The 14,426-nt window shown below is 68.7% G+C and carries 8 protein-coding genes and 1 pseudogene; 5 read left to right on the forward strand and 4 right to left on the reverse strand.

Annotated features, from left to right (window positions below; genetic code table 11):
- Positions 1-263: 263 nt before the first annotated feature.
- The 3 genes from ACQPXD_RS14960 (at position 264) to ACQPXD_RS14970 (ending at position 7,497) form a co-directional block, all read left to right on the forward strand.
- Positions 264-4,994 (forward strand): hypothetical protein, encoded by a 4,731-nt coding sequence (locus ACQPXD_RS14960; protein WP_432838765.1) that lies wholly within the window; start codon positions 264-266, stop codon positions 4,992-4,994.
- A gap of 1,201 nt (positions 4,995-6,195) precedes the next feature.
- Positions 6,196-6,945, forward strand: coding sequence for an RHS repeat-associated core domain-containing protein (locus tag ACQPXD_RS14965; RefSeq protein WP_432843840.1), 750 nt, complete (start codon positions 6,196-6,198; stop codon positions 6,943-6,945).
- Positions 6,946-7,089: 144 nt separating this feature from the next.
- On the forward strand, positions 7,090-7,497 hold the full coding sequence (locus ACQPXD_RS14970) for a hypothetical protein (protein WP_432844398.1): 408 nt from the start codon (positions 7,090-7,092) through the stop codon (positions 7,495-7,497).
- A 537-nt stretch (positions 7,498-8,034) separates the two neighbouring features.
- Here ACQPXD_RS14970 and ACQPXD_RS14975 read toward each other — a convergent pair.
- The 3 genes and pseudogenes from ACQPXD_RS14975 to ACQPXD_RS14985 form a co-directional block, all read right to left on the reverse strand.
- Positions 8,035-8,217 (reverse strand): annotated as a pseudogene (locus ACQPXD_RS14975) (hypothetical protein); the annotation flags it as partial.
- A 1,452-nt stretch (positions 8,218-9,669) separates the two neighbouring features.
- Complete coding sequence (locus tag ACQPXD_RS14980; RefSeq protein ID WP_432843842.1) at positions 9,670-10,179, reverse strand: tetratricopeptide repeat protein; 510 nt, start codon at positions 10,177-10,179, stop codon at positions 9,670-9,672.
- 60 nt (positions 10,180-10,239) lie between these two features.
- Positions 10,240-10,560 (reverse strand): hypothetical protein, encoded by a 321-nt coding sequence (locus tag ACQPXD_RS14985; protein ID WP_432838767.1) that lies wholly within the window; start codon positions 10,558-10,560, stop codon positions 10,240-10,242.
- 180 nt (positions 10,561-10,740) lie between these two features.
- Between ACQPXD_RS14985 and ACQPXD_RS14990 the strand changes: the two genes are divergently transcribed.
- Positions 10,741-11,583 (forward strand): FHA domain-containing protein, encoded by an 843-nt coding sequence (locus ACQPXD_RS14990; protein ID WP_432838769.1) that lies wholly within the window; start codon positions 10,741-10,743, stop codon positions 11,581-11,583.
- A gap of 2 nt (positions 11,584-11,585) precedes the next feature.
- On the forward strand, positions 11,586-13,259 hold the full coding sequence (locus ACQPXD_RS14995; protein ID WP_432838771.1) for a protein kinase domain-containing protein: 1,674 nt from the start codon (positions 11,586-11,588) through the stop codon (positions 13,257-13,259).
- A gap of 24 nt (positions 13,260-13,283) precedes the next feature.
- Here ACQPXD_RS14995 and ACQPXD_RS15000 read toward each other — a convergent pair whose 3' ends face one another.
- Positions 13,284-14,270, reverse strand: a complete 987-nt coding sequence (locus ACQPXD_RS15000; RefSeq protein WP_432838773.1) for a ricin-type beta-trefoil lectin domain protein — start codon at positions 14,268-14,270, stop codon at positions 13,284-13,286.
- Between the last annotated feature and the right edge of the window lie 156 nt (positions 14,271-14,426).

Below are 14,426 nucleotides of genomic sequence, written 5' to 3' on the forward strand. Positions count from 1 at the left end.
TTCGGGCGTCACTCACGGTGAGGAGGCGCGGCTGGTATACCCGCTGAAGCTCAAAGTTTCATTGGAGCTGGCTGGGAATGTCATGAGACCGTCATGGACCGTGATTGTTGCCGCTGCATAGAGTCCGCTCACTGTCGTGATCGTTCAGCGGGGGAGGCTGGGTCATGCGCAATGCGCCGTGGCGCCATCGGGGTTGTTTCATTGCGTTAGCCGAGTGGTTTGGCCGTCGCCGTGGCCGAGGCGTGACGTATGCGGTGGCGCTGGTGTTGGCCGTGACACTGCTCGACGCGGTGGCCGCGCCGAATGCGGTGCAGGCTGCGCCGGCGGGCAAGCCGGCTTGTCCGGCAGACCGCGTGGATCGGGTGTCGGCGGTGATGGTGGCCCGGTTGTGCGGCGGCAAGGTGGAGGTGTCGGGGGAGAAGTCCGAGACGCTGCAGGTGTGGGCGAATCCGGATGGGTCGCTGACGGCGGAGCAGCATGCGGGTCCGGTGCGGATGCGCGATGGTAAGGGCGGTTGGAAGCCGGTCGACTTCGCGTTGCAGGCGGATGCGGATGGTTCGGTGTCGGCGAAGGCGCATCCGCGCGGGTTGAAGCTGTCGGGTGCGGCCGGGGACGGCGAGCATGACGTGGTGACGCTCGGCAGCGGCGACGATGCGGTGGGCCTGGTCTGGCCGGGCAGGCTGCCGAGGCCGGCCGTCGACGGGACGCGCGCCACCTATACGGACGTGCTCGACGGCGTCGACCTGGTGATCGAGTCGACCCGGACCGGTTACGAGCAGTTCTTCGTGGTGAAGACCCGGGAGGCGCTGTCGAGGTCGGGGAAGCTGACCCTGCGGCTGAAGGCGCCGAGGCTGACCGTCACCCCGGACGGTGCGGGTGGTCTGCTGTTCGAGGGCAAGGACGGCAAGGACGCCGGCCGGATCCCGGCGCCGTCGATGTGGGACGCCTCGGTCGGTGCGCAGTCGCTGGATCACCTGCGGGTCGGTAGCGTCGGGCTGTCCGCGGTGCAACGGGGCGCGAACATCACCCTGGAACTGGCGCCGGACCCGCAGTTCCTGGCCTCGCCGGATCTGACGTTTCCGATCACGATTGACCCGACGATCTATCCGACGTTCGACACGTTCGTGCAGACCGGCTGGGTCGATGACCAGTCCGGCTCGACCGATCTGAAGCTCGGATACTCCGACGACGGCGGGACGTGGACAGCCCGGTCGTTCCTGACCTGGAACACCGCGTTCCTGGCCGGGGCACAGGTGAACTCCGCGACGGTCTATCTGTGGAACTACTATTCGTGGTCGTGCACGGCGGCGTCGTGGGAGGTGTGGGACACCGATTTCGTGTCCACTGCCACGAGGTGGACGAACCAGCCGACGTGGAAAGCGAAGTACGGCACGTCGACCCAGACCAAGGGCTTCAGCTCGTCGTGTAACGATGGCTGGGTTTCCGCCCCGGCAACCGGATTTTTCCAGATCGGGTCGACCTACAGCGTGCTCACGATGGGGTTGCGGGCCACCAACGAGACCGATCACCTGTCGTGGAAGCGGTTCCATTCCTCGGAAGGAGCTAACCCGCCGTACGCGGTGGTGACGTTCAACGGCACGCCGCAGGTGACGGCGCGGTCGACGGATCCGTCCACGGAATGCGTCACGGGTGGCGGCCGGCCGTTCATCAACAAGACGCAGCCGAAGCTGCGGGCGCAGGTGACGGACCCGGAGGGGTCGCCGGTGTCGGCGACGTTCGAGTGGTCGGGTACGGGCGGTACGGTGCTGGGTTCCACGACGGTCGGGCCGCAGGCGTCGGGTTCGACGTTCGAGGCGACCATTCCGTCGGGGGTGATCGGCAACAACGGCACCTACCGGTGGCGAGTCCGCGGCACCGACGGCAGCACGACGGGGGCCTACAGCTCCTATTGTGAGTTCGCTGTCGACACCGCCGAACCGGGTAGCCAGCCGGGCGTATCGTCGGCGACGTTCTCGGAGAACACGTGGACCGGGCAGCTGACCGGCTACACGACCAGCACCGTCAGCACCCCGTATGTGGCCGGCACGACGACCCTGGCGCTGACCGGCGACGACAATGTGCAGCAGATCAGCCTGCCGTTCCCGGTGAGTTTCTACGGGCAGTCCTACAGTTCGGCGTGGATCGACACCAACGGCATGGTGTCCTTTGTGGACCCGCACGGTTCGCACCCGGACGATATTGTGCAGTTGCCCAACAGTGCCGACCCGAACGCCGCGATCTACGCGTTCGCGCAGGATCTGATCGTGGACGCGTCGGCCAGCATCCGGACCGCGACGAGTGGCACGGCGCCGAACCGGATGTTCCTCATCGAGTGGAACAACGCCAGTCAGTTCGCGGACCAGACCCGCCGGCAGAACGCCGAGGTGCTGTTCACCGAGAACAGCGGCACCATCAAGCTCAACTACTCGGGCATCGACAACGCCTTCGAGCAGGGCTCCCTCGCGCTGGTCGGGGTTGAGAACGCCGACGGGACCATCGCCACGCAGTACTCGTACCAGGCGTCGAGCCTGAACAACAACACCCAGGTCGTGTTCACCTACAACGCCGGGACCGCGCCCGTCTCGGCCGGTACCGCGGCGGACTTCACGTTCACCCCGACGGGCGTCGCCGATGTGGCCTCGTACCAGTACGGCGTGGATACCAACCCGCCCTCGACGGTGGTCAACGCGGCGGCGCTGGGCGGCAACGCCACGGTGTCGATCACGCCGGACTCCGACGGGCCGCACACCTTGTATGTGCGTTCCCAGGACCGGGCCGGCAACCAGTCGCCGATCAAGGCCTACCAGTTCAACGTCGGCTACGGCGGCCTGACCTCGCCGAAGACCGGCGACATCAGCGCCGGCAAGGCCGCACTCACCGTGGCCACCGGCCCCTCCGTGGTCGGCGTGACCTACCAGTGGCGGCGCGCCGACACCGATACCTGGCAGACCATCCCGCTCGCCGACGTCTCCCTCGCCGCCGGCGGCGGCGCGATCACCTGGCCGTTGCAGCGCTCGAGCGGGCAGTTCCCGAAGCTCAACTGGAACCTCGACACCACGCTGAACAACGCCGAGGCCGGCCCCGACCCGCTGGACGGGCCGCTGCAGGTCCGGGCGCTGTTCACCGGCGGCGCCTCGGTACCGGTGAAGATCACGTTCGACCGCAACCAGGCCTCGGCCGCGTCGCAGCAGGTAGGTCCGGGCTCGGTCAACCTGCTGACCGGAAACCTCGCGCTCGGCGGTGTGGACGTGACGGTGTCGTCGTACGGCTCGGACCTGACAGTGACGCGGAGCTTCAACACCCGCCAGGCCGCGGCGACCGACAAGGCCAACATGTTCGGGCCCGGCTGGGTGTCCGGGGTTGTGGTCGATGCGGCCGACGCGCCGTACACAGATCTCACCGTCACCGGTTCGCTGGTGCAGGCCGGTCTGCCGGACGGCAGCTCGCTGGGCTTCACCGAGACCGCCGTCTCCGGGTCCGGCAAGACCTACGAAGCGCAGAACGGATTCCAGCAGCTGCGACTGACCTACGCGACGGCGAGTGACACGTTCACGCTGGTTGACCTCGACGGCAACACGGTGACGTTCACGCACGTCACCGGGGCGGCGGCCGGGACCTACAACCCGACGGCGGTGACCACGCCCGGGGTGAATCAGACAACCTCGATCGGCTGGCAGAAGGTGACCGTCGGCGGCGCGGACCTGGTCCGGCCGACCCGCATGCTGGCACCGGTCCCGAGCGGGGTCTCGTGTACAACGCTGGTGAAGGGATGCCGGGCGCTGGACTTCAGCTACGCCGGCACCACGACGGCCACCGGTACCGGGGCCACGCAGTGGGGTGACTACCTGGGCCGGGTGGCCCAGGTGTCGTTCACCGCCTGGGACCCCGACGCCAGCCCGGCGGCGATGCGGACCGTCGTCGTCGCGCGGTACAGCTACGACAGCAACGGCCGACTGCGCGCGGTGTGGGACCCGCGACTGGACTGGACCGACACGAGCACCATGCCACCGACCACCCGACACCTGGCCACCACCTACGACTACGACGCGGACGGCATCGTCTCCACGCTGACGCCGCCGGCCCAACAGCCGTGGCAGTTCACCTACACCACCCTTCCGGGCGACCCGGGCAAGGGCCGGGTGGCCCAGGTGAGCAGATCGGCGCTGAGCGCCGGAACCGCGCGGCAGACCGTGGTGTACAAGGTTCCGGTGTCCGGCACTGGCGCGCCCTACGACCTGTCCGGGGCCCAGACAGCTCGCTGGGGACAGCCGGAGCAGCCGGTCGACGCCACCGCGATCTTCGACCCCGGCCAGGTCCCGAGCGCCGACCAGAGCGGCGGCACCCTGCCCGCCTCGTACGAGCGGGCCACGATGACCTACCTGGATCCCAACGGCCGGGCAGTCAACACCGTCGAGCCGGGTGGCCACACCAGCACCACCTGGTACGACAGCTTCGGCGGCACCGTGCGGGAGCTCACCGCCGGTAACCGGGCACGGGCGCTCGACAGGTCATCGAGCGACTCGGCAGTGCAGGAGGCGGCGATCGCCGTATCGCTGTCGACCGTGAACGTCTACACCGCCGACGGCCGCCGGCTGCTGGAGGCGTGGGGACCCGAACACGAGGTGGCGCTGCCGACCGGCTCGGTGGGTGCGGGGCCGCTCCCGCACCAGCTACACCTACGACCAGGGCGCCCCGTCCACGGGTGCCCCGTTCGACCTGGTCACCACCGAGACGACCGCGGTGTGCTACGGCTCTGCCGGCTGCACGCCGGTCGACGGGCGCACCACGACCACCGCATACGACTGGACACTGCGCGAACCGACCGTGTCCACGGTCGACCCGTCCGGTCTAGCGCTGGCCACCCGGACCGGCTACGACACCAGCACGGGGCTGGTCACCACCGTCACACAGCCCGCGGGCGGCACGACGACCAACACCCCGGCCACCCGGGCCACCGTCTACTACCGCGCCGGCACCGGCTCCGGCGCCACTGAATGCGACAGCCACGCCGAATGGGCCAACCTGCCGTGCCGGGTCCAGCCCGGCGGCCAGCCCGCCACCGGCCCGGAACTCCCGGTCACCGTCACCACCTACGACATCTACCAGCACCCGCGCACGGTCACCGAGAAGACCAGCGCCGGCGTCAAACGCACCACAACCACCACCTACGACGGCGCGGGCCGCCCGGCGACGGTCGCCGTCACCGGCGCTACCGGCACCGGACAAGGCGTGCCGACCACCCGCACCGTCTACGACAACGCCAGCGGCCAGGCCATTCGCACCGAATCGCTGGACCCGTCCAACACCGTGACCGCACAGATCATCCGCGTCTACGACACCCTCGGACGGATCACCTCCTACACCGACGCCGACGGCATCCAATCGACCACCGGCTACGACCTGTTCTCCCGCGTCGCTACATCCTCGGACGGTCAAGCCAGCCGCTCCTATACCTACGACGGCGGCACCGAACGGCGCGGCCTGCCAACCGAGATCAACGACTCCCAAGCCGGTATCACGACCGCTGTGTACGACGCCGACGGGCAACTCGTCACCGAGAGCTGGCCCAATGGCGTCACGGTCACCACCGGCTACCGCGAGGACGGTCAAACGGGCACCATCGCCTACAACCAGCCAGGCTGCGGGCAGAGCAACTGCACGCTCTACACCGAAACTGTCCGGACCTCGGTGCACGGCCAGGTTCGGGACGGTATCTCCTCGCTGTCCACGCAGCGTTACACCTACGACAACGCCGGCCGCATCACCACCGTCAACGACACCGTGAACGGCGCCTGCACTACCCGAATCCAGGGCTACAACACAGCGTCCGACCGGACCAGCCTCACCACCTACGGGCCAGCCGCGGGCGGCGACTGCCAGGCAACCACGTCAACCACCACGGCCACATGGACGTACGACACCGCCAGCCGCGTCAACACCACCGGCTACTCCTACGACACGCTCGGCCGCACCACCACCATCCCAGGCGCCGACACCATCACCACCGGCACCGGCAACACCACCGCCACCTACCACGTCAACGACATGGTCCGCACCCAAACCCAGGACACCCGGACCATGACCTACACCCTCGACGTGCTGCCGAACCGGTTCCGCAACTGGACCGACAACGACGGCACCAGCAGCCTCACCAGAACCAGCCACTACGCCGACGACACCGACAGCCCCACCTGGATGATCACCAACACCGGCGAGGTACTCCGCCCGATCCGCAACTTCGGCGGCGTCTCGGCGACCTACACCAGCACAACCGGCACCAGCTGGCAGATCACCAACCTGCACGGCGACCTCGTCGCCGGCATCGCGCCCACCGGATTCGGCCTGGCCTACACCGGCGACTTCACCGAACTCGGCCAGCCGCACAACCCCACCAGCGAGCAGCGCGGCTACGGCTGGCTCGGCGCCGCCCAACGATGGTCCGACACACCCGGCGGAATGGCTCTCATGGGGGTTCGGCTATATTCGCCGACGACCGGCCGTTTCCTTTCATCTGATCCGGTCTATGGCGGCAACGCGAATCCCTACGACTACTGCCACGGCGACGCGGTCAACTGCGGGGACACCAGTGGGATGGCTTCGTGCCGCCGAACCGGATCCTGGAGCAGACGGTGGTTGAGCTTCAGGGCCATCAGCGCGCGTTGTTACATAAGCGACTGGACCATCCAAGATGCCTTGAAGCGAATGAACTTCTATGCGGCTGTGTATGGGATCGTTGCCGCGGTTCTTGCATTTCTCGGGATTACCTGGGTAGCGGCGGCATTCGGTCTCGCATCCGCGATTGTCTGGGCGCTCGGGGCGTGGGCCGATTGGAGGTATCACAACAAGTGCAGAGGGAACGGGCTGAACTTTGACATCGTTGCCATGGTGGCGAAGTGGCCGCGTTTCATCTTTTGGTGGTCGCCTGTTTCTGTCCGCTGTGCATAGCTGGTAAGAGCGTCTTTCCCGGACGACAAGCGCGGCAAGAAGGTCTGCCCCGCTGGTGTGAGAACTAAGGAGAAGGCAAGGACTATGTCATCCGTGTCGTGGAGATTCGATGTGGTGGATTTACCTCTGCCTGATCATTCTGTCGTGGACGGTTCGGCGGGTACCCATCTTGTTGCAGTGCCCGCAATCGGTCGGATGGTCCGGCGGCCGCAGATCCAGCTACCACTGGATGGCGGAAGCGAGCGCCAGTTCCGTCGGTTCGATCGGAGCATGCGGATCGTGCGATGGGTTGCTCTTTTGTTGCTCGTGGCCGCCGCGTCCCTGATCGTCACCACCGCGACTGCGCCCGGTTCGAAATTTGCCTTCGTGTCGGGTGCGGTCATGGCTGCCCTCGCCTTCGGCCTATTTGCTATCTTGCTGCGTTCGGCGAACTCCAAACCGGCGCAGTATCCGCAGATTCGGCACGGAAAAGTGATACTCAACGATGTGCACCCGGAAACCGTGCGGCAATGGAAGCTGATTGCGGGAGACTTGATTATCATTGACGGATGACCGGGCCGGCCGCGCGTTGGTCTCCGTTCCTGCCCCCGGCAGCAGCGCTGGCCAGGACCTCTTCCAGGGCCGCTCCCTGCGCAGCGACGTCCAGCGGCGAGGCCGGGTACACGGTGCTGTCGAACTGGGCGTCCGAGGCGCCGCGCAGCCGGGCGAGGGCCAGCGGGTCCAGCGCGGAGAGCGCGTCGTCGTAGGCGCTGGCCTCGTCCCGACTAGTCTCCAGGCTCCACGGGCGGCGACGTAGCCGGCCCGGGCATGGCCGTTACCGGGAACTGTGCCGCGCACGCCGGGGATCGCGGTCAGGGCGAGTTCGTACTCGGTCGGCTTCGGGGGCGGCGACGTGTTGAGCCGGCGGCCGGCGTCGTCGCGTCGGCGCCGGGGGCGGGGAACTGGCTGGGGCGGGACACGATGATGACGTCGAGGATGTCGTCGCGTCGCATGAGCGCTGCGATCGTGACGTCGTGCTCCTGGGCGGGAGGCCGATGCGTCGTAGATGAACACGATGAGCTTTGTGTAGGTCGCGCGCTCGTGCAGGTAGGCGATGGAGTCCTCGAGGATCTCCTTCTCGACCTTCTTGAACTCGGCGGCCGAGCGCACGTATTTGATCTCGATGAGCAGGCCGAGTCGCGGGATGCCGACGTCCGCCTTTCGCGGGCCAGCTGACCGCAGCTTCACCACGCCGCCGTACCTGTCGCGCCGGTTCCAAGCCGCGCTGGCCACACTCGAGGATAGGTCGCTGGCGTTTCGCAGCGACGGCGCTGTGGATGCGCTGCCAGCGGCATCTCTTGCGCACCGCCGCCCGTGAGGCGGGCGGGTCCCGCACGGTTGCGATCCCGAGCCGGCGACGCTTCGTCGTGCCCGGCTTGGGGATCATCCGCTCCCGTACGGGCAACGGCCGGAACCTACGGGCCTTCAGACTCGCCCGCAACTCCTCCAGGAATCCTTCAACACCACGCTCAGCCTCGACGTAGTAGGCGCTCTGCCCATCCACGCCAGCCGTGCGGGCACCCTTGTTTCCCCGCACCCGATCCCACGCCATCAGAAGGAACGCCGGATCACAGACAAGGTTGTACAGATCATCGAACACGCGATGAGGATCGTCGTTAGCCCAACGGTGCAGCTTGGTTTGGATCTCTCGTACCCGCCGCGCAGCCGCGCCCCACAGGAGCGGCTGAGATGGCGGTGCGTCGGTATTCACCAACGACCTCCCAGCGTTCCAACCTCCGCACTGCGCACTTGCTGGCCCCCTTCGCCATGTGCACGCCTCTCGCGTGCTCGGACTACTACAGGGCCTCCGCCCAGCCTTGCGGTCGTCAGTCGGCGACGGACCTTGCCCCTCCACCGAGCTGGCTGCCCAGCGGCAAAGGCGACCACAGCGCTGCTCCCACGTTCGCCACATGACCGTTCGACGCGGGAGGTGCCCAACTCCTGCCCCGGCAGCATCGCCACGCCTACGCCGCAGACCTTCACCGTGGCCTCCTCACCGACGCAACCCACCGGCTTCGGAGTCGACCGCCCACACAGGACGGTCGTGCACTGCACCCCGGCCCCTATCTACCAGATTTGAGCCGGTGGAACGCTTACGAGGCTTAACGCTGGTTCCTCTCGTACACCTTCGCGTCTGGCTAACCGGACCCGGACCGTCTGGCAGTACCGGCCCGTCCCGACGTTGTCAGGGCTGCTTCCCACCCTTCTCGAGCCCGGGGACGGCGGTACTCTCCCGACCGGATGCCGTGCCCGATCGGCGCCTGCCGCATCACCACGGCCTGTCCCTACACCCTGCTGCAGCCACCCATCGACAGGGCTCCGTTTTACGAGGCATCAACGAAGGTTCACGCGATTCACCCGTCCGGTCTGCCCCTCACCCGTAACTCCCGGATGGAACGGGAGCCCTTCGGCTTCCTCCCGGGCTTCGCACCCTGCCGTTGCCAGCAGCGCACGCCGAGAGCGGGGCCAGGCCATGAGCACGCGCCCGGAACTACGCCACCGACATCACGCCGGCCTCCAATCAGCGAGTTCTCTCGCAAGGTGTGACTTCGTGTCGCAACGGCAGATCCGGACACGCGATCAAGCGGGGTAGGCGTGCGCGTCGAGGTCGTTTCGTTGCGGCGACGTCCGCGTCGCATTGATTCTGGATGTGGTATCGCCCTCAGCGGGCGCCCGCGCGAGTGATTAGGTTGTTCCGGGGCCTGTCGCTCGCTCTTGGCGTATCTGGTCGAGGAGTGCGGTGTCTGACGCCAGGTCGGGATGGTCGACTTGCCGGTCGAGTTCGAGGACGCGTTCGAGTTCACTGATCGCTTCGTCGAGGTTGCCTACTGCTCGGTGGATCGTCGCGATGTTGTACCGGGTGGCGGCTTCGCCGGCCCGGTCGCCGACCTGCCGGCGGATGGGCAGGGCCTGCTCGTAGTAAACGAGGGCCTGCCGCCGGTCCCCGAGCCCGTCGTACACCGCGCCGATGTTGTTGAGGGTGGCGGCGGTGTGGCCGCGGTCACCGGCCTCGCGGTTCAGGGTGAGGGCCTGTTCATAATCGGTCAGCGCCGGTCGGGGCTGCCCGGTGGCCGTTCTGGCCCAGCCTCGGGTTGACCCGGACCACGAGGGCGGCCTTGGCCCACTCGGTGTACTGCTTGGCGTGCTGCGGATCTCTCGATGTCGACGCCGGTCGCCAGCATGCGCATGGTCCAGAACTTGGCCGGACCGTAGCGCCGCTCCTCGTCCGCCGCCGCCGTCACCTCGGCTGCGATCTCATCGATGTGCCGGCGCAGGACCGCCGGCTCGGCGCACCCAGCGGTCGGCCAGGTCGGCGGCGAACAGGTAGTCGATGAAGGTACGGACGCTCGCCAGCAGCGTCGGGCTCTCCTCGGCGTTGCGGCGGCCCGGTCTGCGGTGCGAGGGGATCAACGTGCTCGTGTATGACGGGGTGGTCGCCGTCCAGACGGTCTTCCACTTCCACTGCACGTGATACCGCGGTACGCCGGGACGGTGGACCATCAAGGTCGAGACGCCCGAGCGGGAGCGGGAGCGGGCGCTGTTCGACGGTGACGCGTAGGCGATCAGGGACGCCATCGCGCCCGACGGGCTGACGAACGTACGGGCACGGGTCCGGACGGTTCGGGCGGAACGGCTGGCCCGAGCGGGTGAATCGGGGGCGACTCATGTCCAGTTCGGCCGCTGCACGCTCGACGAGGCGAGGTCGGCTGCGGAAGAGTCGAGCGGGACGAGCATGCAACAGGCGCAAGGGTGTACATGAGCGAGCCGCTCCTTCTTACCGTCGTCTACGTCGGTCAGCCGGATGAGGTGTTCGAGTTCCGGCGCGAGCATCAGCGGATGTCGTTCGGGCGGGACGACGGGTGCGACATCGTGATCTGGTCTGCGCTCAACGGGGCCGAGCTCTCCCGCGTGGCCGGGTACATCTGGCGCATGGAGGGCGAGCTGTGGCTGCGCAACGTCTCCTCGGCGCACGACATGTGGGTGGAGGAGCCAGGTACCGCGCCCGAGCTGCTACGGACCCGGAGGGCGGAGGGGTGGGATCCCGGGGCCGCCCGGTCGATCGGCGCCACCCTGGCCAACGTGAAGGCGCCGGGCGGGTGCGAGCTGCTGATCCGCCAAACCGCCGGCGGGGTCGCGGCGCGGGACCCGGACGAGGCCGGGGACCTGGCGACGGTCCGGATGCCGCCGGTACCGGAGCGACTGCGCCCGGTCGCCGCCGCGCTGTGCGAGCCGCTGCTCGACGGCGGGCAGCTGCCGGCGACCTACCGGGAGGTGTCGCTGCGGCTCGGCACGCACACCCAGAAGCAGGTTCGCACGCTCGTCGCCGAACTGTGCCAGCGGTACGAGCGTGAAGTACCCCTCCTGCACGAAAGGGTGTCGGAGCGCAGGCGGCGGGAGGAGCGGGAACTCGCGCTCACCGGGACGGCCCAGCTGCGGCGCGGCGTGTGGACCTTCGACCCGGACACCGCGAAGGAGCCCGAGGAGGAGCAGGAGGTCCGGCGGCGGCGGGCGCTGGCGCTGCCGGACTACTACGAGGTCGCGCACCTGCTGGTGCGGCGGCGAATGATCACGGCCGGCGACGTGCAGCGGCTCGGGTGAGCATGGACGACAGTCGATCACAGCACCTCGGAGACTTCCAGCTCGGAGAGAAGCTCGGCGAGGGCGGCTCGGCGGAGGTGTTCCGCGCCAGCAACGACGTCCTCGGCTGGACCGGCGCGCTGAAGCGCTGGCGGGCGCCGCTGACCGAGGACCAGCGGCGCAAGTTCCTCGACGAGTGCCGGCTGCACTGGCGCCTCTCCGACCATCCCAACATCGTCCGGCTCTACTGGGCCGACGCGAGTCCGGGCGAGCCGGCCTGGCTGGCCACCGAGCTGTGCGAGACATCCCTGGCGGCGCGGCTGCGGGAGGGGCACCGCCCCCAGCCCGCCGAGGCGTGGCGGCTCGCGGCCGACATCCTTGCCGGGCTGTCCGCGATCCACGCCGAGCGCCACCTCCACCGCGACGTCAAGCCAGCCAACGTGCTGCTGCAGGGTGGCCGGGCGCTGCTGTGCGACCTCGGCATCGCGATGGCGGCCGACGGCTTCACCCAGGACGGCGCGGCCGGCACGGCGTACTTCCTGGCCCCCGAGCTCGCCCGCGGCGGCCGGCCCACCTACCGCTCCGACGTGTACTCCGCCGCCGTCACCATCCGACAGCTGTTCGGCGACACAGGGCCGCCGGCGCTCGACGGCCTGCTCCGCCGGGCCACGTCGAGCGACCCTGGCGACCGTCCGGCCGACGCCGCCGCCTTCGCCGCGATGCTCGCCCTGGCAGCCGCACCCGCAGACAGCAGCCGAACCGAGAGAACTGCCCGGACCCCCACGATGGGGGCCGCGGACCACGCGACCGCGCGTCGGCGACGGCGGCGTTGGCCGGTGATCGCGGCCGCCGTAGGCACCTTCGGGCTGCTGGCGGCGGTCGCCGCCGTCACGCGCCTGGGCGGCGCCTGGGACCACTCGGTCGCGACGCCAGCGACGAGCATCACCGCGTCGATCGGCGCACCCTCCGCCAGCGCCACAGCCGAGGAGCGGCTGTCGCCGAGCCCGTCGGCGCAGACCGCATCGGCTGATCCGAGCCCTGAAGTGATCGTCAGTCCGACCGTCGCGAGCAGCCCGGTCGCCTCGGCGGCGCCGGCCCGGCCGTGCGGCAACCGGCCGCCGGCCGGCACGGTGATCGCCGTGACCCAACAGCTGCTGACCACGCAGCCGGACGCGGCCCGGCTTACCCGCAGCGGCGGGACGGTCCGGCTCGACTTCCAGGACAGGTACACCTGGGCCGGCCTCTTCCTGAAACTCCCGGCGGGCACCTGCTCCTACCGGTTCGACCTTGAGGCACGGATCGTCGAGCCGGTCCGCACGATGCAGAACGCCGAGGGCTGGGGCTTCGGCATCGGCCCGTGCAACCTGTGGACCAGCGGTGGCCCGTTCGGCTACTCGCTGCAGAACGCCTTCTACCGCGCGGGCACCGCCGACCAGCCGAACTCGGGCACATTCCGCAACCCTGACGTCAACGACGGGCGGGTGGTCAACGTGCCGGCGGACTACGGCTGGCATCGCTGGTCCTTCCTGGTCCAGGACAACGGCGTCACGGTGACCCGGGAGTTCGGGGTCGCCGTCACGTCCGGGGCCGTGGCCGGGGAGTCCGGCCTGCCGGGCAACTGCGGCGGTGCGGGCATCTTCCTGCGCGTCTTCAACGGGGCCGCGGAGTTCCGGGAGCTCGCCGTCACGGCCCTATGACGACGAGCTCCCGTCAACGCGGACCTAGAGCGCGAAGTACCGCGACCACTCGGCGTTGCCGGTGCTGCGCCACCCCTGCCCGTCGTTCTTCACGTCGGCCTCGATGCCGATCGCGCTAACCCGGTAGTCGCCGCGGAACCGCAGCGGCATCCAGCCACCCTCGCAGGTGTAGGTGCGGCTGCTGTCCTTCGGCCAGGTCGTCGTGAACGCCCCGACCTGGCAGGCCTGCTCGCTGCCGGCGCCGGTCGGGTCGCTCCAGGTGAGGCGCAGGTGCAGCTCGTACACGCTGAGCTGCTTGATCTTGTGCAGCTCGCCGAGGCTGCAGCCAGCCGAGGGCGGCAGCCCGACCGAACACGACGTCGGCCAGTCGATCTGCACGTTGGCGTACGGCCGCACGATGCCGCGGTCGAAGACGAAGCACACCTGCGCGCGGACCCGGGCGTAGGTGTTGCTCGTCGACCAGATCGTGCCGCCGGTGTACTCCCCGCAGGCGCTGTTCTGCACGCCGTTGTACAGCCCGTACCACTGCTGCTGCTTGCTGCCGTTGCAGCTCCACAGCTGCACCCGGGCGCCGTTGGCCGCGATGGCGTTGAGGTCGGCGTCGAGGCACTGGCCGCTGTACCCGCTGCGGATGACGCCGTTGATGACCGACCAGCGCTGCGCCGCGGAACCGTTGCAGTCCCACAGCTGTACCACCGCACCCAGCCGGCCGGCCGTGTTCGTGTCGCTGTCCAGGCACTTGTTGTTGCGCCCGACCCGGATGGTGCCGTCGCCGGCGAAGTTCCAGGTCTGCTGCGGCGAGCCGTTGCAGTCCCAGAGCTGGATCCGGGTGCCGTTGCGGTTGATGGTGTTGAGGTCGGCGTCCACGCACTTGCCGTTGTACGAGGTGTGCAGCGCCGCGGTGTTCGCGCTCGCCGGCGGGCCGGCCAGCACCATGCCGGCCAGCGCCGCCGTCAGCGCCGTGGCGAGCGTCAGCGTCACCCGGACCCATCGCCTACTCCGAGTCGTCATGCTCGATCCCCCTCCCTTGCGGTCGTGACGATCGTGATCCGTCTGGCCGATCGGCGCAGGGCAGGGCTGCCCGGCGGAAGATGTACACCTCCGGCGGTAACCCGGCGGTCGTCGGGCGATGTCGTGAATAGGTAGCGACCGATGGGAGAACGCGTG

Source organism: Dactylosporangium sp. CA-092794 (assembly GCF_050948465.1).
Lineage (GTDB): Bacteria > Actinomycetota > Actinomycetes > Mycobacteriales > Micromonosporaceae > Dactylosporangium.